Below are 21,181 nucleotides of genomic sequence, written 5' to 3'. Positions count from 1 at the left end.
TTCACCGCTCTCCGGACGGACGCTTCTTGACGCGCCGTCTCATCGACTTCCATCTCACCCCGGTCCGCCACCAGCCGGTCTTCGGCTGTCGCATCGCGAGGGCCGCGCGCGCCGCCGGCTCCTCACGCGCGAAGGCGATGAGCAGTCCGACCGCGAACATGGTCGGCAGCAGGGCTGACCCTCCGTAGGAGAACAGCGGGAGCGGGACTCCGGCGATCGGCAGCAGGCCGAGCACCGCACCGATGTTGATCACGGCCTGGGCCGTGATCCAGGTGGTCACGCCTCCCGCGGCAAACCGTACGAAGGAATCCTCCGTGCGTCCGGCCACGCGGATACCCGCATAGCCTAGAGCCGCGAACAGGGCGAGCACCGACAGCGTCCCCGCGAGACCCAGTTCCTCCCCAGTGATGGCGAAGATGAAGTCGGTGTGGGCTTCGGGTAGTTGCCCCCATTTTTCCACACTTGCACCCAGCCCGGAACCGAACCATCCGCCCGAGGCGAGGGCGTAGATCCCATGGACGGCCTGCCAGCAAAGGTCGTTCTTGCCCGGGTCTGTCGCACCGAGGCATTCCAGCCGGTCCATCCGGTGCGGACTGGTCTTGATCAGCAGGGCGACGATCGCACCCGCGAAGGCCAGCACTCCGACGAACAGTCGCGTCGGGGCGCCCGCCAGCCAGAGCAGACCGAACAGGATGGCACCGAGGATCATCGCGGTGCCCATGTCCCCGCCCAGCATGATCAGACCGAGCAGCAGGAAGGCCACCGGGACCAGCGGCACCAGCAGGTGCTTCCACTGGCTCAGCAGCCCCTTGTCGCCCTTGCGCGCCAACAGGTCGGCGCCCCACAGGATCAGTGCCAGCTTGCCGAACTCACTGGGCTGCAACATGAACGGACCGCCAAGGGAGATCCAATTCTGGTTGCCGTTGATCGAGACCCCTATCCCGGGGATCTGGACCAGCACCATCAGGAAGAGCGTGCCGGCGAGCACCGGATAGGACAGCGCCCGGTGCAGCTTGACCGGCATCCGGGAGGCGACCAGGAGCAGTCCGGTGCCGATGAGGGCCGCCAGGAACTGCTTCTTGAAGAAGTACGCGTCGCCGAGGCCGAGCTGGAGGGCCTTGATCATGGAGGCCGAATACACCATCACCAGACCGAGCACGGTGATGAGCAGCGAGCTGCCGAAAATCAGGTAATAGGCGGTGAGCGGGCGGTCCCAGGCCTTGAGCAACTGCCGCTGCGTACGCCGCAGCCCGGCCAGCGGCCCGCGTCCCGCGGGCCGCTTCACGCGCACCAGGGGCCGTTTGCGGCCCTGCGCCTTCACGGCGGACGGCCGCCGCCCCGGCAGCATCTGCTTGGCCGGCATCTGTGATCTTCCCCTCCACTCGTACGAGGCGAGCAGCCGGCCGGAGGGAACCTGCCCCGGAGCCCCGGCCTAGACCGTGTCCGCAGCGTTCTCGGCGGCCAGTTCGCGCACTGCGTCGGCGAACGCGTCCCCACGCTTGTTGTAGTTCGCGAACATGTCCATCGAGGCACAGGCAGGTGCCAGCAGGACCGTGTCGCCGGGCTCGGCGAGCGCGGCCGCCTCCCGGACCGCTGCGAGCATCGCCCCAGTGTCGGTCCGGTCGAGGTCGACGACCGGGACCTCGGGGGCGTGTCGCGCCAGCGCCTCGGCGATGAGCGCCCGGTCGGCGCCGATCAGCACCACACCGCGCAGCCGCTTGGCCGACTTCTGCACGAGCTCGTCGAAGGTCGCGCCCTTGGCGAGACCGCCGGCGATCCACACGACCGGCTCGAAGGCGGCCAGCGAGGCCTCGGCCGCGTGCGTGTTGGTGGCCTTGGAGTCGTCGACGTACGCGACCCCGGCGACCTCGTCCACGTGCGCGACCCGGTGGGCGTCGGGGCGGAAGTCGCGCAGCCCGTCGCGAACGGCGCGCGGCTCCACGCCGAAGGCGCGGGCCAGGGCCGCGGCGGCGAGGGCGTTGGCGATGTTGTGCGGGGCCGGCGGATTGACGTCCTTGACCTCGGCGAGCTCCTGGGCGTTCTTCTGCCGGTTCTCGACGAAGGCGCGGTCGACGAGGATGCCGTCGACGACGCCGAGCATGGAGGGGCCGGGGGCGCCGAGGGTGAAGCCGATCGCGCGGCAGCCCTCCTCGACGTCGGCGTTCTCGACGAGCTTCTCGGTGGCGGGGTCGGCCACGTTGTAGACGCAGGCCACCGTGTTGCCCTCGTAGATCCGGCCCTTGTCGGCGGCGTACGCCTCCATCGAGCCGTGCCAGTCGAGGTGGTCCGGGGCCAGGTTGAGGACGGCGCCCGAGTGGACGCGCAGCGAGGGCGCCCAGTGCAGCTGGTAGCTGGAGAGCTCGACGGCGAGCACGTCGTACTCCTGCTCGCCGAGCACCACGTCGATGATGGGCGTGCCGATGTTGCCGACGGCGGCGGTCCGCAGGCCGGCGGCCTTCAGGATCGACGCGAGCATCTGGGTGGTGGTGGTCTTGCCGTTCGTCCCGGTGATGGCGAGCCAGGGAGCGGCGTTCTCGCCGCGCAGCTGCCAGGCGATCTCCACGTCTCCGACCACGTCCACACCCGCGGCGGCCGCGGCCGCGAACAGCGGGCTGTCGGGCTTCCAGCCGGGAGAGGTGACGACCAGATCGGTACCCCCGGGGAGGGTCTCGGCGTCGGCGAGGCGTACGGAGATCCCCAGCTCGCCCAGTTCGGCGGCGCGGGCGCGGTGGCCCTCGCCGTCGCCCCCGTCGACGACGGTCACCACGGCGCCGAGGCCGGCCAGGGCGCGGGCGGCACTGATGCCGCTCACCCCGAGACCGGCCACGGTGATGTTCTTGCCCTGCCAGGAGGTCACTTGTCGGCTGCCCATCCCGCGTAGAAGAGACCGAGACCCACGATCACGCACATGCCCTGGATGATCCAGAAGCGGACCACCACGAGGACTTCGGACCACCCCTTGAGTTCGAAGTGGTGCTGCAGCGGGGCCATCCGGAAGACGCGCTTCCCGGTCATCTTGAACGAGCCGACCTGGATGACGACCGACATGGTGATGAGGACGAAGAGGCCGCCGAGCAGGGCGATCAGGAACTCCGTGCGGGAGCAGATCGCGAGGCCGGCGAGCGCGCCGCCGAGGGCCAGCGAGCCGGTGTCACCCATGAAGATCTTGGCGGGCGAGGTGTTCCACCACAGGAAGCCGAAGCAGGCGCCCATCAGGGCGGAGGCAACCACGGCGAGGTCGAGCGGGTCGCGCACCTCGAAGCAGGCGTTCGGGCTGGGCAGGGTCTGCGCGTTCACGCAGGACTCCTGGAACTGCCAGACGCCGATGAAGGTGTAGGCGCCGAAGACCATCACGGCGGCGCCGGTGGCGAGGCCGTCCAGACCGTCGGTCAGGTTCACGCCGTTGGACATCGCCAGGATCATGAAGAGCGCCCAGACGACGAACAGCACCGGGCCGATCGACCAGCCGAAGTCCGTCACGAACGACAGCTTGGTGGAGGCCGGGGTCAGCCCGCGCGAGTCCTTGAACTGGAGCGCGAGCACCGCGAAGGCGATGCCGACGATCAGCTGGCCGGACATCTTGGCCTTGGCCCGCAGACCGAGCGAGCGCCGCTTGACGATCTTGATGTAGTCGTCCAGGTAGCCGACCAGGCCCATGCCCGCCATCAGGAAGAGCACGAGCAGGCCCGAGAAGCTCACCGCCTCACCGGTGATGACCTTCGTCAGGGCGTACGCGACGAGCGTGGCCAGGATGAAGGAGATGCCGCCCATGGTGGGCGTGCCCTTCTTCCCTGCGTGGCCGCGCGGGCCGTCGTCGCGGATGAACTGGCCGTAGCCCTTCCGGGCCAGCAGCTTGATCAGCAGCGGGGTGCCGACAACGGTGAGGAACATGCCGATGACACCGGCGAACAGGATCTGCCTCATCGGCCGGGGACCTCGCCCTCGACAGTGCCCTCGAGCAGGGCCTGGGCCACCCGCTCCAGACCGGCCGACCTGGAAGCCTTCACCAGCACGACGTCACCCGGGCGCAGTTCACTGCGCAACAGGTCGACCGCCGCCTGCGCGTCGGACACGAGCACCGACTCCTCACCCCACGAACCCTCGTTATATGCGCCCAGTTGCAGCCAGGAGGCTTCCCTGCCCCCGACTGCGACGAGCTTGCTCACGTTGAGCCGGACGACAAGTCGCCCGACCGCGTCGTGCTCGGCGAGCGCGTCGTCCCCGAGCTCGGCCATCGGGCCGAGCACCGCCCACGTGCGTCCCCCGTTCGCCCTGCCGGCACCGCCCATCGCGGCGAGCGCGCGCAGTGCGGCCCGCATGGACTCGGGATTCGCGTTGTAGGCGTCGTTGACGATCGTCACACCGTCCGCGCGCTCGGTGACCTCCATCCGCCACCGGGACAGCGTGCCCGCCCCGGAGAGCGCCGTGGCGATCTCCTCGACGGACATGCCCAGTACATGGGCAACGGCGGCCGCGGCGAGCGCGTTCGACACGTGGTGCTCACCGTACAGCCGCAAGGTCACGTCGCTGCACCCGGTCGGTGTTCGCAATGTGAAGGAAGCCCGTCCGCTGTCCGTCATGCGGACTTCGGTGGCCCGGATTGCGGCGTCCTCGGCCTCTCCGAACAGCACCGTACGGGCCTTCGTGCGCCCGGCCATGGCGCGAACCAGCAGGTCATCGGCGTTGAGGACGGCGACACCGCCCTCCGCCTCGGCGGGCAGCGCCTCGACCAGCTCCCCCTTGGCCTGTGCGATCTGCTCCCGGCCGCCGAACTCGCCGATGTGCGCGGTGCCGACGTTGAGCACCAGGCCGATCCGCGGCGGCGTCAGCCCGGTGAGGTAGCGGATGTGGCCGATGCCGCGGGCGCCCATCTCCAGGACCAGGTGCTGCGTCTCCTCGGTGACGCGCAGCGTCGTGATCGGCAGGCCGATCTCGTTGTTGAGGTTCCCGGGGGTCCACACGGTCGGCGCGTGGTGCTGCAGCACCTGCGCGATGAGGTCCTTGGTGGAGGTCTTGCCGGCCGAGCCGGTGAGGGCGACGACGTCGGTGCCCAGGCGGGCGACGACGGCCCGGGCGAGCGCCCCGAGGGCGGCCACCACGTCGGGGACGACGATCGCCGGTACGCCCACGGGCCGGGTCGCGAGGACGCCCACGGCGCCGGCGGCCAGCGCGCGTTCGGCGTAGTCGTGGCCGTCGACCCGCTCGCCGACGAAGGCGGCGAACAGGCTGCCCGGCAGGACCTCGCGGGAGTCGTAGACCACGGGACCGGTGACCTGTACGGACGGATCCGGTATGTCGTGGGGCCGCCCGCCGGTGATGTCGGCGATCTCGGCGAGGGAAAGGGCGATCACTGGTTCACCTCGGCCTGTCGGACCTGGATGGCCTGGTCGAGCACGGCCTGGTGCTCGATCGCGGCGCGGAGCACGGTGCGGTCGTCGAAGGGCCGTACGACACCGGCGGTGTCCTGGCCCTGCTCGTGGCCCTTGCCCGCCACCAGCACGGTGTCGCCGGGCCGGGCGCGCGCGACGGCGGCGGCGATGGCCGCGGCCCGGTCGGCGTCGACCAGCACGGTGCCCCGCTCGGCGGGCGGCACGGACACGGCGCCCTCGAACATCGCGGCGAGGATCGCGAGCGGGTCCTCGGAGCGCGGGTTGTCGGAGGTCAGGACGGCCACGTCGGCGTACCGGGCGGCCGCGGCGCCCATCGGGGCGCGCTTGGTGGTGTCGCGGTCACCGCCGCAGCCGAGCACGATGTGCAGCTTGCCCTCGGTGACCTCGCGCAGCGCGCGCAGCACCGATTCCACGGCGTCCGTCTTGTGCGCGTAGTCGACGACGGCGAGGTACGGCTGTCCCGCGTCCACCCGCTCCAGCCGGCCGGGGACCCCGGGGACCGCGGCGACGCCGTCGGCGGCGGTCTGCGGGTCGAGGCCGGCGGCGGCCAGGGTGACGATCGCGGCGACCGTGTTGGCCACGTTGAACGGGCCGGGCAGCGGCGCGGCGGCCCGTACGCGCTGTCCTTCGGGGCCCAGCAGGGTGAGGGTGGAGCTCGCCGGGCCGAACACCACGTCCTCGGCGCGCCAGTCGGCGGCCGGGTCGCCGGCGGCGGAGAAGGTGACGACCGGGATCGTCGCCTCCTTGGCCAGGCGGCGGCCGTACTCGTCGTCGAAGTTGACCACGCCCAGGCGGGCCCGGCGGGCGGTGAAGAGCCCCGCCTTGGCCTGGAAGTAGTCCTCCATGTCGGAGTGGAACTCCATGTGCTCCGGGCTCAGGTTGTTGAAGACGGCGACGTCGAAGACGCAGCCGTCGACCCGGCCGAGCACCAGCGCGTGGCTGGAGACCTCCATCGCCACGGCCTCGACCCCGCGTTCGCGCATGACCGCGAAGAGGGCCTGGAGGTCGGTGGCCTCGGGGGTGGTCCGCTCGGACTTGATGCGCTCGTCGCCGATGCGCATCTCGACGGTGCCGACCAGTCCGGTGCTGCGGCCCGCCGCGCGCAGACCGCCCTCGACGAGGTACGCCGTGGTGGTCTTGCCGGAGGTTCCGGTGATGCCGATCTGGAGCAGGTCGTCGCCGGGGCGGCCGTAGATCGCGGCGGCGAGCTCTCCCATCCGGCCGCGCGGGTCGTCGACCGCGAGGACCGGCAGGCCGGTCGCCGCGGCGCGCTCCGACCCCGCGGGGTCGGTCAGCACGGCGGCGGCACCGAGGCCGGCGGCCTGTGCGGCGAAGTCCGCGCCGTGCGTCCTGGCTCCCGGCAGGGCCGCGTACAGGTCTCCGGGACGGACCGCACGGGAGTCGTGCGTGATCCCGGTGATCTGCGCCGCGGCGGGCGCCGGGATGCCCAGCAGGGTGGCCAGCTCGCCCAGAGGGGTCGGGCGGGCGGACAGGGGCCTGGGCGCTCCCGGCGGCACTGCCGGGGCGTCTTTCTGGGAGGTTCTGGGCTGATCAGCGTGGGGCACGGCGGTGAGCGTACCGGGCGCGGCGGGCCGGTCGCGAAGCGAGGGCCCGGCCTCGGCGTCGGCAACCGGCTGGTTCCCGGGTTTCGGGGTGATCGTTGTCACTGATGGTGCCTCACGCTTTTCTGGCGGGCCGACCGGGCTGTGGGTCACGGACCGGGCTGCGGACTGGGCTGCGGGGCGGGCTGCGGGCCGGCTTCGTAGGTGACCGGCAGCCCCGCGGGGGCGGTTCCGGTGGGGGCGACCTGGAGGGTCTTGAGGGCGAACTCCATGACCTTCTTGTAGATGGGGCCGCAGATCTGGCCGCCGAAGTAACTGCCCTTCGTGGGGTTCTGGATGGCGCAGTAGACGGTGATCCGCGGGTTGTCCGCGGGTGCGAAGCCGGCGAAGGAGGCGGTGTAGCCCTTGTAGCGGCCGGTGGCCGGATCCACCCGGTTGGAGGTGCCGGTCTTGCCGCCGACCCGGTAGCCGGGGATCTTCGCCTTGGTGCCGGTGCCCTCCTGGTCGTCGACGACGGATTCGAGCATCGCGGCGAGGGTCTTGGCGGTCTCCGAGCTGATCACGCGGTGCTGCTCGGGGGCCGGGGCGGGGGTGAAGCGGCCGTCGGGGCCCTTGGTGCCGCGCACCAGGGTCGGCTCGATCCGGACCCCGTCGTTGGCGATGGTCGAGTACACGGAGGCCGCCTGCATGGCGTTGAGGGACAGGCCCTGGCCGAAAGGAATCGTGTACTGCTGGGAGGTGGACCAGTCCTTGGGCTCGGCGAGGATGCCGCGGGACTCGCCGGGGTAGCCCAGCCCGGTGGGCCGGCCGATGCCGAACTTGGTCAGGTAGGAGTGCAGGACCTTGTTGGCCTCGGGCTGGGTGGGTCCGAGCTGGCCGGTGGCCAGGATCGTGCCGATGTTGGAGGACTTGGCGAGGACCCCGTTGAGGGTCAGGTACCAGGTCGGGTGGTCGATGTCGTCCTTGAACAGCCGGTCGCCGCGGTGCAACCGGTTGGGGACCTCGACGCGGGTCTCGGGGGTGGCCTTCTTCTCCTCCAGCACGGCGGCCATCGACATGACCTTGGCGGTGGAGCCGGGCTCGTACACGTCCTGGAGCGCGGCGTTGCCCATGGCGGCGGAGCTGGCCCGGCTCAGGTCGTTGGGGTCGAAGCCGGGGGCGTTGGCCATGGCCAGCACCTCGCCGGTGCGGGTGTCCTGGACGATGACGTAGCCGCGGTCGGCCTCGGACTTCTGGACCTGCTCGGCGATGGCGCTCTGGGCCGCCCACTGGATGTCCCGGTCGATGGTCAGCGCGATGTCCTCGCCGGGGACGGCGGGCTTCTCGCTGGAGCCGGCCGTGGGGACCTTGCGGCCGCCGGACTGGGCGTACGTGATCTCGCCGTCCTTGCCGGACAGCTTCTTGTCGAGGGAGGACTCCAGGCCGCCGCCGCCCTTGCCGTCGGCGTTGACGTAACCCAGTATCCCGGCGGCGAGGTCGCCGTTCGGGTACACGCGCTTGCTGCTGTCCTCCTTGAACACGCCGGCGAGGACGTTGGCACCGGGGCCGTTGTTCTTCTTGTCGGCCGCCGCCTTGTCCCGGAAGACCCGCTGGAGGTCCTTGATCTGGTTCCAGACCTGGGGGGTCTGGCGCTGGGCCAGGATCACGTACCGGGTGTTCTTGGTGCTCAGCTTGGCGGTGAGCTCCTTGGCGTCCTTGCCGAGGATGGGCGCGAGGAGGGCGGCGGCCTGCGCGGGGGCGTCCGGGGCCTTGCTCTCCTGCGGGGTGAACATCTTCGGGTCGGCGGTGATGTCGTACGCGTCGACGCTGGTGGCGAGGGCCACGCCGCGGCGGTCGGTGATCTCGCCGCGCTCGGCGGCCAGCTTGACGCTGGTGTAGCGGTTCTTGGAGGCCTCGGCGGAGAAGGTGGAGGCGTCGACGGCCTGCACCTGGAGCAGGCGGACGACGAAGGCGAGCATGACGAGGGTCAGGCCGACGCCGACGAGGCGGAGCCGGGGGCGGGGGCTGCCGAGCCGGATGGTGTGCGGCCGTCTCGCTGCCGCGGGCCGCCGGGTCGTGGGGCGCGAGGCCGGCCGGGCCGTCGCCCGCGCCCGGTCCCCGGGCCTCGGCCGGCCCGGCCCGGGCACGCGCCGCCGCGGCGGCTCCTGCGGGCTCATGCCGCCACCCCGCCCCTGGGGCTCCGCGAGGCTGAAACACCCGGGGCTCCGCCCCGGACCCCGCTCCTCAAACGCCGGAGGGGCTGAAAGATCGCCTCAAACGCCGGCGGGGCTGGATTTGGCCGAGGCCGGACAATTTCAGCCCGTCCGGCGTTTGAGGACCGGGTCCGGGCAGAGCCCGGGGAACGGCGAAAGGGCGGGGTGGGGAAAGGCCCCGCAGGGCTGAGCCCCGCCACCGCGATACCGCCTGCCATCGGGGTCACGACGTCACCTTCCAGGGGTCTGGCTGGGCTGCTGCGAGGGCTGGGCCGGGGGCGGGCCCGCCGGGGCCTGGGAGGCGGGTGGGGACGCCGGCGGGGTCGGGGACGGGGAGGCCTCGGCCGGGACGGCGGTGCCGGCGACCTCGCCGTCCGGGCCGATGAAGACGGGGCTGCCGCCCGGGACCAGCCCGAGCTCCTGCGCCCGGCGCTGCAGCGCGTCGGGCGCCGAGTAGGCGTCCACGTCCCGCTGCAGCGCCTGCTCCTCGTCGGTGAGCGCGGTGGTCTCCTTCTTCAGCTTGCTCAGCTGGAAGGAGCCCTCGTTCAGGGCGGAGTTCAGCAGCAGCAGGCTGATCAGGCCGCCGCCGAGCAGCGCCACGACCAGCAGGACGAACGGCATCCGCGCGGCCTGCCCGCCGGGGCGGGGGCGGGCCGGGCGGCCGCCGAGCGCCCGGCCGAGCCGGGCCGCCTGCCCACGGGTCAGCGTGGCGACCTTCCCGGCCTTGGTCACAGTCGCGCCTCCCGGATGCGTTCGACCCCGCGGAACCTCGCCGGGGCGGCCCGCCGGTTCTCGGCGATCTCCTCCTCGGTCGGCAGTTCCGCTCCGCGCGTCAGCAGTTTCAGCTTCGGCTGGTACTTCTCCGGTACGACCGGCAGGCCGGGCGGGGCGGTGGAGGCCGCGCCGGCCGCGAAGACCTGCTTGACCAGGCGGTCCTCCAGCGAGTGGTACGAGAGCACCGCGATCCGGCCGCCGACCGCGATCCGGTCCACCGCCGCCGGGATGGCCTTCTCCAGGCCGGAGAGCTCGCCGTTGACCTCGATCCGCAGCGCCTGGAAGGTCCGCTTCGCCGGGTTGCCGCCGGTTCGCTTGGCCGCCTGCGGCAGGGAGTCGCGGATCAGTTCCACGAGCCGGGCGCTGTTGGTGAAGGGTTCCTTGTCCCGCTCCCGGACGACCGCGGAGACGATGCGCTTGGCCTGCTTCTCCTCGCCGTACTGGCGCAGGATCCGGACGAGCTCGCCCGGCGCGTAGGTGTTCAGGACCTCGGCGGCGCTGATGCCGGTCGTCTGGTCCATGCGCATGTCCAGCGGCGCGTCCTGCGCGTACGCGAACCCGCGGTCGGCCTCGTCCAGCTGCATGGAGGAGACGCCCAGGTCGAAGAGGATGCCCTGGACGGCCGGGATGCCGAGCCCGTCGAGGACCTCGGCGAGGTCGGCGTAGATCGCGTGGACGAGAGTGGCCCGGTCGCCGAAGGGCGCGAGGCGTTCGCCGGAGAGCCGCAGGGCCTCCTTGTCGCGGTCGAGGCCGATCAGGTGGGCCTCGGGGAACCGGGTCAGCAGGGCCTCGCTATGGCCGCCGAGGCCGAGGGTGCAGTCGACGACGACGGCCCCGGGCCTCTCCAGCGCCGGGGCCAACAGGTCCAGGCACCGCTGGAGCATCACCGGGACATGTCGGGACTCGCTAGTCAAAGCGCCCTCTCAGATAACGGCGCGGCAGGCATACGCCGCGCCGCGCACGCGGAGTGTTACCAGGGGGCCGGGCGGCCGGTCAGGGCCGGGCTCCGGCCGGTTCGCGTCACTTTAGTGCAACGGTCGCCGCGGTCAACGAATCGCCTCGCGCGCCGGGCACGACTCTCGGACCGAACCGACAAAAGCCGCGAATCACCCAAACGGCCGCCTCCCGCCCACCCCTGTGGGTTAGCTCACAACAAGGCTCGTTGGCGTTCTTTGTCCCACCTCACGCGAGGCCTTTACCAGCCGTGACCACTAACGTCGTAGCCATGACGACTTCCGCATCCCTGCCTGCAGAGTCCGCGTCCGAGGCGCCCGTCGGCGGATCCGTCACCGACCGGCTGGTCGCGGCGAACCAGCGCTACGCCTCGGAGTTCACCGACCCCGGGATGGACGCCCGCCCCGTGCTCCACGTGGCCGTCGTGGCCTGCATGGACGCCCGCCTCGACCTGCACAAGGCGCTCGGCCTGGAGCTCGGCGACTGTCACACGATCCGCAACGCGGGCGGCGTGGTCACGGACGACACCATCCGTTCCCTCACCATCAGCCAGCGGGCCCTCGGCACCCGCACGGTGATACTCATCCACCACACCGGCTGTGGTCTCGAAAGTCTGACCGAGGACTTCCGGCACGAGCTGGAGGACGAGGTCGGCCAGCGCCCGGCCTGGGCCGTCGAGGCCTTCCGGGACGTGGACCAGGACGTCCGCCAGTCCATGCAGCGGGTTCGCACCAACCCGTTCCTGCCCCACAAGGACGATGTGCGAGGCTTCGTCTTCGATGTGCACACCGGGCTCCTGCGGGAGATCGATCCCAGCTCTTGAGTGACACAAGGCCGTAACGCCGTCAAGAATGCGGGGTGGCACCACCCGGGATCCCCCGGGCCGGTGTCCGTGTTTCGGGGTGGGCCGGTTCATGCGCCAAGGGCGTCGGCCCTGGGAATGGGCCGAGGAGAACCAAGGTGACGACGTATGACGACCGAGCGAGCCTCGCGGATCTGACCAGCACGGCGGAGCGGGTGCGCCAGTCGGTCGAGAGCGTGATCGAGGGCAAGCCCGAGGTCGTACGCCTCGCGCTGACCGTGCTGCTCGCCGAGGGGCACCTGCTGATCGAGGACGTCCCCGGCGTCGGCAAGACGATGCTCGCCAAGACGCTCGCGAAGTCCATCGACTGCTCGGTGCAGCGCATCCAGTTCACGCCGGACCTGCTGCCCTCCGACATCACCGGTGTCAGCATCTACGACCAGCAGCGCCGCGAGTTCGAGTTCAAGCCGGGCGCGATCTTCGCGCAGATCGTCATCGGCGACGAGATCAACCGCGCCTCGCCGAAGACCCAGTCCGCGCTGCTGGAGTCGATGGAGGAGCGCCAGGTCACCATCGACGGCACGACCTACACGCTGCCGAGCCCCTTCATGGTCGTCGCCACCCAGAACCCGGTGGAGATGGAGGGCACGTACCCGCTGCCCGAGGCCCAGCGCGACCGGTTCATGGCCCGCGTCTCCGTCGGCTACCCCAGCCCCGAGGCCGAGCTCCAGATGCTCGACGTGCACGGCGGGATCTCCCCGCTCGACGACCTGACGGCCGTCGCGCACGCCCACGAGATCATCAAGCTGATCGAGGCCGTACGCGAGGTGTACGTGGCCGAGCCCGTCCGGCGCTACGTCGTCGACCTGGTCGCCGCCACCCGCAGCCACCCCGACCTGCGGCTCGGCGCCTCGCCCCGCGCCACCCTGCACCTGCTGCGCGCCGTGAAGGCCTCCGCCGCGCTCGCCGGCCGGGACTACGTCCTGCCCGACGACGTCCAGGCCCTGGCCGCCCCGGTCCTCGCGCACCGGCTGCTGCCCACCGCGCAGGCCCAGCTGAACCGGCGCACCGCCGAGCAGGTCGTCCACGACATCCTCCAGCGCACCCCCGTCCCGGCCGCGCACGCCCGCGGCGAGATGCCGCCCGGCGCGGGCATCCGGGGCTTCTGATGAGCGCCGGTGCCCCGCGCGGCGCCGGCGGCCCGGGGGACGGCGGCGGGTTCCGCGCCTCTCTGTCCGGGCTGACCACTCGCGGCCGCTCGTTCGTGGCCGCCGGGATAGCCGCTGCCGCCTGCGCGTACGTCCTGGGCCAGGGCGAACTGCTCCGGGTCGGCCTGCTGCTCGCCGCCCTGCCGCTGATCTGCGTCTACGCCCTGCACCGCACCCGCTACCGGGTCTCCGGCAGCCGCCGGCTGAGCCCCGGACGGGTGCCCGCCGGCGGCGAGGCCCGGGTGCAGCTGCGCATGGACAACGTGTCCCGGCTGCCCACCGGCCTGCTGATGCTCCAGGACCGGGTGCCCTACGTACTGGGCCCGCGCCCGCGCTTCGTCCTGGACCGGGTCGAGCCCGGCGGGCGCCGCGAGGTGTCCTACCGGGTCCGCTCCGACCTGCGCGGCCGCTATCCGCTGGGCCCGCTCCAGCTGCGGCTGACCGACCCCTTCGGACTGGTCGAGCTGACCCGCTCCTTCAGCACGTACGACACCCTCACCGTCATCCCGCGCACCGAGCCCCTGCCGCCGGTCCGGCTGACCGGAGAGTCCAACGGCTACGGCGACGGCAGCCGCCGCTCGCTGGCCCTGGCCGGCGACGACGACGTGATCCCGCGCGGCTACCGGCGCGGCGACGACCTGCGCCGGGTGCACTGGCGCTCCACGGCCCGCTACGGCGAGCTGATGGTCCGCCGCGAGGAACAGCCGCAGCGCAGCCGGGCCACCGTCCTGCTGGACACCCGGCGCCTCGCCTTCGCCGGCGCGGGCCCCGACTCCGCCTTCGAGTGGGCCGTCTCGGCGGCCGCCTCCAGCCTCGTGCACGTGCTGGAGCAGGGTTTCTCGGTGCGGCTGCTCACTGATACCGGCGACTCGGTGCCGGGCGACGGCGGGGGCGGCTTCTCCTCCGGCGGCCAGGAGTCCGCGGAGGCCGCCGGACTGATGATGGACACCCTCGCGGTGGTCGGGCACTCCGACGGCGCCGGCCTCTCACGGGCCTACGACGCGGTGCGCGGCGGTGGCGCGGGAAGCTTCGGCGGAGGCGGCGGGGACGGGCTCCTCATCGCCTTCCTCGGCGACCTGGACGACGTACAGACGGAACTGGCGGCCAAGATGCGCCAGCGCACCTCGGGTGCGGTGGCCTTCGTACTGGATTCCGCGGCCTGGGGCGGGCAGCCCGCACCCGGGCACGCCGTGCCCCCGCTGGAGGAGCGGCTGCGCAGGCTGCGCGACGCGGGGTGGACCGCACTGGCCGTCCCGCCCGGGGTGGCCTTCGGCGAGCTGTGGCGACAGGCCGGCACCGCTCGCGTCGGTACGGGGACTTCCGGAGGTCGGGCATGAGCGGGCGGGCGAAACTGACGCTGTTCGCGGCACTGGCGACGCTGCTCACCTCGTGGTCGCTGGCCCCGCTGGTCGAGTCACAGGCGTGGCTGCTGCAGGGGGCGCTGCTCCTGGCCGTGCAGAGCGCGGTGGGGGCCGGGGCCCGGCGGGTGCCGCTGGCGCGGTCGCTGACCGTGGCCGCACAGCTGCTGGTCTCCCTGCTGCTGCTCGTCTTCCTCTTCGCCGGCAAGGGCGAGTCCCAGGGGAGCGGGCCGCTGGCGTACCTGGTGGACGATTTCGGCTCGCTGTTCGGGCAGGGCGTCCGGGACGTGGGCGAGTACGCGATCCCGGCCCCGCTGACGGACGGCATCCGGCTGCTGCTGGTGTCCGGGATGCTGCTGATCGGGCTGCTCGTGGACACGCTGGCGGTGTCCATGCGGACGGCCGCCGCGGCCGGACTGCCGCTGCTCGCGCTGTACTCGGTGGCCGCGGGCCTGTCGGGCGGCGGGGACGCCTCCTGGTTCTCCTTCCTGCTGGCGGGCTGCGGATACCTGCTGATGCTGCTGGCCGAGGGCCGCGACCGGCTCGCCCAGTGGGGCCGGGTCTTCGGCGCGGCCCCGCGCGGACGGGGCTCCGCCGACTCCGGTCTCAGCAGCAGCGCGGGCGGTCAGGCGACCGCCCCGGCGCGGTTCGGACGGCGGATCGGCGCGATGGCCCTGGGCGTGGCGCTGGCGGTGCCGGCGGCGCTGCCCGCGCTCGGCGGCGGGCTGCTGGGCGGCGATCAGGACGGCGGCGACAGCGGCAGCGGTGCGGGCGGGACGATCTCGGCGGTCAACCCGCTGGTCTCCCTGCAGAGCAACCTGAACACGCAGGACAACCGCGTGATCCTCAAGTACCGGACGGAGAACCCGCAGCAGAGCGAGCAGTACCTGCGGATCGTGGCGCTGGACGAGTTCAACGGCGTGAAGTGGGAGGCCTCCGGGCGGGCCCTGACCGACGTACCGGAGCAGCTGCCTCCCCCGCCGGGCCTCGGCGACCAGGTCCGCGCGGGCGCGACGGAGGTGGCGACCACCATCTCCGCGGCGGACGGCTACGTCCAGCGCTACCTCCCCATGCCGTATCCGGCGACGTCGGTGGACATCAAGGGGAAGTGGCGCTTCGAGCCGGCCGGCCGGACCCTGGTCGGCGACCAGCTGGGCCGGGACAAGTTCCAGAACGTCCAGGGCGCCCAGTACCTGGTGCGCAGTCTGCTGCTGAAGCCGACGGCGCAGCAGCTCGCGAAGGCCCCGGAGCCGAATCCGGAGATCCGCGCCGAGTACACGAAGGTGCCGGAGAACCTGCCCCCCGTGGTCGCCGAGCGGGCCCGCCAGGTGACGCAGGGGACGAAGGACGACTACGCGCGGGCGGTGAAGCTGCAGGACTACTTCGCCGTGAACGGCGGCTTCCGCTACAACACGCGGACGGCCTCGGGCACGGGCCCGCAGGCGGTCGCCCGGTTCCTCGACGACAAGGAAGGCTTCTGCATCCACTTCGCCTTCTCGATGGCGGCGATGTCCCGCACGCTGGGCATCCCGGCACGGGTGGCGGTGGGCTTCACGCCCGGTGAGAAGCAGTCGGACGGCAGCGTGAACGTGTCGATGCGGGACGCGCACGCCTGGCCGGAGCTGTACTTCGAGGGCGTGGGCTGGACCCGGTTCGAGCCGACGCCCCGGTCCGGGATCAACGTGCCGGACTACTCGCGGCCGCAGGCGCCGGCGGCCTCCCAGCCGTCCGCGCCGGCGCCGCTGCCCTCGCAGAGCTCCGCGCAGCCGTCGGCGGCGCCGTCGGCGTCCGCCGCGTGCCCGCCCGAGATGCAGAAGCTCGGCGAGTGCGCGCCGCCCGCGGCCGCGCAGGGCCCGACCCGTGGCGACGGGCCGTCGGCGACGACGGTCCTCGGCTGGGCGGCGGCCGTGCTGGCGGTACTGGCCCTGCCACTGCTGCCACTGCTGTGGCGCAGCCGGCTGCGGGCCCGTCGCCTGGGGACCGGTGAGGTCCTGACGGCGTGGCGGGAACTGGGCGATGCCGCCTGGGACGTGGGCGTGGTGCCCGACGAGGCACTGTCCCCGCGCCGGGCGGCGGTCCGGGTCGTGGACCTGGGCCGCCTGGACGCGGAGGCCGCGGCAGCGGTCCACCGGGTCGCGGGCGCGGTGGAACGGGCCCTGTACGCGCCGCCGGGCGCGGAGGTCTCGTACCCGGGGCTGGCGGACGACGTCCTGCTGACCCGCGCGGCCCTGCTGGCCGCGGTGAGCCGTCCGGCCCGCCTGCGCGCCCTCCTCCTCCCCCGCTCGGCAACCCGCCTCGCCTGGTCGGCCTCAACCCGCTGGTCCGCGGCGACCTCGTCGATCTCAACCCGCCTGGCAACCATCCGCCTCCGCCTCCCCCTGCGGGGCCGCGGCTGACCTCCCGCCTGCGGGCCGCCTTCCTGGGCTCCGCCCAGACCCTCCCCCAGACTTCGTCCGGGGGGACCCCCACTCAAACGCCAGCGAGGCTGGATTTGGCTGACGCCGTCCGCCAAACGCGGCTGGATCGGCCGGAGGCCGGGTCTGGGCAGAGCCCCGGGCTTTTCAGACCCGCCGGCACCATCCAGCCCCTCCGGCTTTTGAGGAGCGGGGTCTGGGGCGGAGCCCCAGGTCTTGGGCTGCGCGGAGCCAAACCAGCCCCGCCTGCACAATCCAGCCTCGCCGGCGATTGAGGCGCGGGGTTCGGGGCGGAGCCCCAGGTCTTTGGGCCGCGCGGGGCAAAGCAGCCCCGCCTGCACAATCCAGCCCCGCCGGCGATTGAGGCGCGGGGTCCGGGGCGGAGCCCCGGGGTTTGAGGGGGCCGGGCAGAAGCCAGGGGGAGGCGGCTGGACCCGCGGATGCGAGAACGCGGCGAGGCTCGATCCCCCCGAGCCCCGCCGCGTTCGCGTACTACGTCGCCGGTTTCGTCTCCCCCGTCCGGCCACGGTAGGAGGTACCCGGTCCGCTCCGCAGCCCCGTGTCGGCGGTGCGGACCGGGTCTCCCGTCCGTTGCTCCCAGTCTGGCGTCCGCGCAGGTGGGAGCCCATCCGCGCACGTACTCATTTCCGCGCCTAGGTACGGATACTCAGCCGCCGCGGCAGGCCCCACCAGTTGTACGGGCTGCCGCGCCCCCGCGGCACCGCCGACTGGGGGGTCAGCGGTTGCCGCTGACCCGGCCCCGCAGGAGCAGCGACAGCGCCGAGTGGACGTCGTCGAGCGACCGTTCGCTCTGGAAGGACTGCCAGTCCAGCGCGGCCACCAGCACCATCCCGACCATCGCGGCCGCGGTGAGCGGCACGTCGATCTCGGCGCTCAGCTCACCGCGCTCGACGCCCTCCCGCAGCACCTTCTCCACGACGGCCACCGCCTCCTGCCGGACCACCATCAGCGTGGACTGCCACGCGCGGTTGGTCCGCCACAGTTCGGCGACGTACAGCTGGGTGAAGGCCGGGTAGCGGTCGATGAAGACCAGGCCGGCGCGGATCATCGCGTCGAGCGCCTCGACCCGGCTGCCGCCGCGCGCCTCCGTCTCCTCCGCCGCCGTCCGCAGCGAGACCGTCAGGAGGCCGACCCCGTGCCGCAGCAGTTCCTCGAAGAGGTCGTTCTTGCTCGCGAAGTTGTAGTAGACGGTGCCCTTCGCGACGCCCGCCCGCTCGGCGATCTCATCGACCGTGGTCGCGGAGAAGCCCTGCTCCGCGATGAGGGTCACGGCCGCTTCGTAGAGCTTCTGCCGGGTGGCCTGCCGACGGCTCCCGCCGGTACCCGTACCGGTGCTGCTGCTGTCCATGGCGCTGATTGTCACAGGTCAACACGTCCCTACAGGCTCAGTTCCGGGTGCAGTCGGTCCATGGTCCACACCTGCTTGCCGCGGGCGGCGAGCGAGGTCAGGGCCAGGGCCCCGACCGTGAAGGCCGTCAGGACCGCGAAGCCCTGCCACACCGGGCCGAGGTCGCCGCCGGTGATGAGGCGGCGCAGGCTCTCGACCACGTAGGACATCGGCAGGTACGGGTGGACGGCGTTGAAGAAGTCCGGGCTGGTCTGCACGGGGTAGGTACCGCCCGCCGAGGTCAGCTGGAGCATCAGGACGGCGAGGACGAGGATCCGCCCGGCCGCGCCGAACTTGGCGTTGAGCCACTGGATGATCGCCGCGAAGCAGGCGGTGACCAGCAGCAGGAAGGCGATGGTCAGGGCCGGGTGGGCCATCTTCAGGCCGAGGTCCGGGGCCCAGTGGAGGACGGACATCAGCAGGGCGACCTGGGCGGCGCCGATGCCCACGACGGGCAGCCAGCCGGCGAGGGCGATCCGCCAGGGCGAGGCGCCCGCGGACAGGGCCCGCCGGTTCATGGGGGCGATCAGCATGTAGGCGACCATCGCGCCGACCCAGAGGGAGAGCGGGATGAAGTAGGGCGCGAACCCGGTGCCGTAGTTGGGCGCCTTGTGCAGGGACTGGTTGGCGAGCCTGATCGGGTCGGCCATGACCTCGGTGCGGGCGTCGCGCTGCTGCTGGTCGTAGTCGGGGATCTTCCCCGCGCCGTCGTGCAGGCCGCCGGCGAGCTCGCCGGTGCCGTCGACGAGCTTGTACATGCCGCCGTCGAGGCGGTGGGCGCCGTCGCCGAGCTTGCCGACGCCGTCGCTGAGCTTGCCGGATCCGGTGGTGGCGGAGCCGAGGCCGGTGTGCAGCTGGGCCATGCCGGTGGCGACCTTGTGGGCGCCGGTGTTGAGGGCGTTGACCTTGGCGACGGCCGCGTCGAGGTCGCTCGCGAGGTGGGGGGCCTTGTCGGCGAGCTCGCGGGCCTTGTTCTCCAGGTCGGTCAGCTGGGTGCGGAGCTTGGACACGTCCCCGTTCGTGTTCTTGGCCAGGGTGCTGACGTCACCGCTGAGTTCGGCGGCCTCGGCCGTGTCGTCCCGGACCCTCTTCAGGTCGGGGCAGGAGGCGAGGTGCGGTTCGGCGCCGGGGGTGACGCAGTGCTTGGTGTAGTAGGCGTCGGCTCCGGTGGAGGCCCGCTTGGCGACGGCCGCGGCGGCCGGGGCCTTCTCGGCGAACTTGTCGAGGTGGTTCTTGACCACCTTCGCGCTGTCGGCGACCAGCTCGGCGGTGTCCGCCAGGTTCTTGGGGTCCTTGACGAAGGGGCGGGCCTTGTCGGCCGCGCCGTTGACCTTGTCGGCGACGGCCTGGGTGCCGTTCGCGACGTCCCGCGTGCCGGTCTCCAGCTTGGCGGCGGCCGAGTTGAGCTTCTTCAGGCCGCTGTTGAGCTCGCCGCTCTTCTCCTCGGCGGTGTCGAGGCCGTCGGCGAGCTCCTTGGCGCCCTCCTGGGCCTTGCCCGCCCCGTCCTTGAGCTTGTCGGCGCCGTCGGCGGCCTCTGCGGTCTTGTCGTGCAGGTCGGAGAAGCTGACGAAGATCTTGTCGAGGAAACCGCGGGAGGCGTTGGTGGACGCCGCCGAGCGGACCTCGGAGAAGACGGAGCGCGAGATCGAGCCGACGACGTAGTTGTTGGAGTCGTTGGTGCGGACCTGAAGGGCGCCGGTGGCGGGGTCCTCGCCCGAGCTGGAGGCGATCTTCTCGCTGAAGTCGGCCGGCATGGTCAGGGTCAGGTAGTACGTACCGTCCTCCAGACCCTTGGCCGCCTTCTCGGCGCTCACCTCCCGCCAGTCGAAGGTCTTGCTGTCGCGGAGCTTCTTGGTGAGCTCACCGCCCGCGTCCACTTGCTTGCCGTCGACGGTCGCGCCCCGGTCGGAGTTGACGAGGGCGACGGGCACCTTGTCGAGGCGGTTGTACGGGTCCCAGAAGGACCAGAGGTACAGGGCTCCGTAGAGCAGCGGGAGCAGGAGCAGCGCGACGAGGGCGGCCCGGGGCAGCTTCCCCCGCCCGAACCGCTTCATCTCAAGCGCGGCCAGCTTCGGCGAGCGCATCGTCCTCCCCCTTCGTGTCGTCGTTCTCGTTCTCGGTGGCGGTGGCGGTGTCCGTATCGCGGTCGCCGTCGGTGTCGGTTTCGCTGTCGCTGTCGTTCTCAGCGGCGGCTTCGGTGTCCGGGCCGGCGCCCGCACCGGCGCCCGCGTCGGCGCCCGCGTCGGGGGCGCTCTTCGCGGCGCTTCCCCAGGTGATCTTCCGGTCGGCGGCCTGCGGTGCGGCGCCGGGTGCGTCCGGTGCCTCCGGTACGTCCTCTTCCTTCGGGCTGGTCCGCAGGGCCACCGCGTCGGCCGGCGCCTCGCTGCACACCGCGAGGACGGTGGTCCCGCGGGCGGCGATCGAGCGGAGCAGGGCCCAGGCCTCGGTGCGCTCGGTGTCGGAGAGCTTGAGGTCGAGGTCGTCGAGGGCCAGCAGCCGCGGGGAGCCCAGCAGGGCGATGGCGACGGACAGCCGTACGGCCTCCAGGCGTTCCAGGTCCCGTACGGAGGTGCGCGCGCCCTTGGGCAGCGTGTCGAGGTCCAGTCCGGCGGCGGCCAGGGCCTCGTCGATCCGGGCCGCGGCGCGGGCGCGGCGCTCGGCGCGGGGCCGCAGCAGGGCGCGGACCGGGCCGTCGTAGCGGCGGTGGAGCAGGGCGCCCTCGCGCAGCTGTTCCGCGACGGTGAGGGCCTGGTCGAGGTCGTTGACCCCGGGGACGTGGCCGAGCGCGGCGATCCGGCGGACGGCGGTCATCCGCTTCGGCAGCCGGTGCCCGTCGATCTCGGCGTGGCCCTGGGTGGCCTTCATCCGTCCGGTGAGGGCCAGGAGCAGGCAGGTCCGGCCGCTGCCGGAGGGGCCTTCGACCGCGATGAGCGAGCCGGGCGCCGCGTCGATGCCGACTCCTCGGAAGACCCAGCCGCGCGGGCCCTTGAGTCCGAAGTCCTCGGCCTTGACGGCCGCGCCGTGCGGGCTGTCCACGCCGTCCCCCTTCTTTTGAACTGACCGGTCAGTTCAAAAACTAGCATCCTCTTCCACACCAGGTGTGCAGGAGGGGGTAGTTG

The 21,181-nt window shown here is 72.3% G+C and carries 15 protein-coding genes; 4 read left to right on the top strand and 11 right to left on the bottom strand.

Annotated elements, in window-relative coordinates; translation table 11 throughout:
* Position 1: 1 nt before the first annotated feature.
* The 8 genes from ftsW to rsmH form a co-directional block, all read right to left on the bottom strand.
* Complete coding sequence (ftsW, locus tag ACIPYQ_RS04200; protein ID WP_401245881.1) at positions 2 to 1,363, bottom strand: putative lipid II flippase FtsW; 1,362 nt, start codon at positions 1,361 to 1,363, stop codon at positions 2 to 4.
* Between the two features lie 69 nt (positions 1,364 to 1,432).
* Positions 1,433 to 2,872, bottom strand: coding sequence for a UDP-N-acetylmuramoyl-L-alanine--D-glutamate ligase (murD, locus tag ACIPYQ_RS04195; RefSeq protein ID WP_401245879.1), 1,440 nt, complete (start codon positions 2,870 to 2,872; stop codon positions 1,433 to 1,435).
* Positions 2,854 to 3,924 (bottom strand): phospho-N-acetylmuramoyl-pentapeptide-transferase, encoded by a 1,071-nt coding sequence (gene mraY, locus ACIPYQ_RS04190; protein ID WP_030707344.1) that lies wholly within the window; start codon positions 3,922 to 3,924, stop codon positions 2,854 to 2,856. Before mraY ends, murD begins: the two co-directional genes overlap by 19 nt.
* Entirely contained in the window at positions 3,921 to 5,351 is a 1,431-nt protein-coding gene (gene murF, locus ACIPYQ_RS04185) for a UDP-N-acetylmuramoyl-tripeptide--D-alanyl-D-alanine ligase (protein WP_401245877.1), read from the bottom strand. The genes mraY and murF overlap by 4 nt, the downstream gene beginning before the upstream one ends.
* Positions 5,348 to 7,057 (bottom strand): UDP-N-acetylmuramoyl-L-alanyl-D-glutamate--2,6-diaminopimelate ligase, encoded by a 1,710-nt coding sequence (locus tag ACIPYQ_RS04180; RefSeq protein ID WP_401245875.1) that lies wholly within the window; start codon positions 7,055 to 7,057, stop codon positions 5,348 to 5,350. The genes murF and ACIPYQ_RS04180 overlap by 4 nt, the downstream gene beginning before the upstream one ends.
* Positions 7,058 to 7,101: 44 nt before the next feature.
* Complete coding sequence (locus ACIPYQ_RS04175; RefSeq protein WP_401245873.1) at positions 7,102 to 9,108, bottom strand: peptidoglycan D,D-transpeptidase FtsI family protein; 2,007 nt, start codon at positions 9,106 to 9,108, stop codon at positions 7,102 to 7,104.
* Positions 9,109 to 9,375: 267 nt separating this feature from the next.
* Positions 9,376 to 9,876 (bottom strand): hypothetical protein, encoded by a 501-nt coding sequence (locus tag ACIPYQ_RS04170; RefSeq protein ID WP_401245871.1) that lies wholly within the window; start codon positions 9,874 to 9,876, stop codon positions 9,376 to 9,378.
* Positions 9,873 to 10,802: a 16S rRNA (cytosine(1402)-N(4))-methyltransferase RsmH gene (rsmH, locus tag ACIPYQ_RS04165; RefSeq protein ID WP_401246117.1), complete on the bottom strand. Its 930-nt coding sequence runs from the start codon at positions 10,800 to 10,802 to the stop codon at positions 9,873 to 9,875. The genes ACIPYQ_RS04170 and rsmH overlap by 4 nt, the downstream gene beginning before the upstream one ends.
* A gap of 341 nt (positions 10,803 to 11,143) precedes the next feature.
* On the opposite strand from rsmH, the gene ACIPYQ_RS04160 reads away from it, so the two are divergent.
* The 4 genes from ACIPYQ_RS04160 to ACIPYQ_RS04145 all read left to right on the top strand — a co-directional run bounded on the left by ACIPYQ_RS04160 (position 11,144) and on the right by ACIPYQ_RS04145 (position 16,636).
* Positions 11,144 to 11,695, top strand: coding sequence for a carbonic anhydrase (locus ACIPYQ_RS04160; protein WP_361758193.1), 552 nt, complete (start codon positions 11,144 to 11,146; stop codon positions 11,693 to 11,695).
* Positions 11,696 to 11,832: 137 nt separating this feature from the next.
* Positions 11,833 to 12,843, top strand: coding sequence for a MoxR family ATPase (locus ACIPYQ_RS04155; protein WP_361758196.1), 1,011 nt, complete (start codon positions 11,833 to 11,835; stop codon positions 12,841 to 12,843).
* Positions 12,843 to 14,219 (top strand): DUF58 domain-containing protein, encoded by a 1,377-nt coding sequence (locus ACIPYQ_RS04150; RefSeq protein WP_401245869.1) that lies wholly within the window; start codon positions 12,843 to 12,845, stop codon positions 14,217 to 14,219. Before ACIPYQ_RS04155 ends, ACIPYQ_RS04150 begins: the two co-directional genes overlap by 1 nt.
* Complete coding sequence (locus ACIPYQ_RS04145; protein ID WP_401245867.1) at positions 14,216 to 16,636, top strand: transglutaminaseTgpA domain-containing protein; 2,421 nt, start codon at positions 14,216 to 14,218, stop codon at positions 16,634 to 16,636. The genes ACIPYQ_RS04150 and ACIPYQ_RS04145 overlap by 4 nt, the downstream gene beginning before the upstream one ends.
* Before the next feature lie 754 nt (positions 16,637 to 17,390).
* Here the strand turns inward: ACIPYQ_RS04145 and ACIPYQ_RS04140 are convergent.
* The 3 genes from ACIPYQ_RS04140 to ACIPYQ_RS04130 are packed head-to-tail and all read right to left on the bottom strand — an operon-like array spanning position 17,391 to position 21,098.
* Complete coding sequence (locus ACIPYQ_RS04140) at positions 17,391 to 18,023, bottom strand: TetR/AcrR family transcriptional regulator (RefSeq protein ID WP_361758205.1); 633 nt, start codon at positions 18,021 to 18,023, stop codon at positions 17,391 to 17,393.
* Between the two features lie 29 nt (positions 18,024 to 18,052).
* A complete protein-coding gene (locus ACIPYQ_RS04135) occupies positions 18,053 to 20,146 on the bottom strand; it encodes a YhgE/Pip family protein (protein ID WP_401245864.1) in 2,094 nt (697 codons plus the stop codon).
* A complete protein-coding gene (locus tag ACIPYQ_RS04130; RefSeq protein WP_401245862.1) occupies positions 20,118 to 21,098 on the bottom strand; it encodes an ATP-binding cassette domain-containing protein in 981 nt (326 codons plus the stop codon). The genes ACIPYQ_RS04135 and ACIPYQ_RS04130 overlap by 29 nt, the downstream gene beginning before the upstream one ends.
* Positions 21,099 to 21,181: the final 83 nt, after the last annotated feature.

It is taken from the genome of Streptomyces sp. NPDC090045 (assembly GCF_044747975.1).
Classification (GTDB): Bacteria; Actinomycetota; Actinomycetes; order Streptomycetales; family Streptomycetaceae; genus Streptomyces.
Note: the sequence above shows the minus strand (reverse complement) of the source record. Positions and strands in the feature narration are given on the sequence as shown.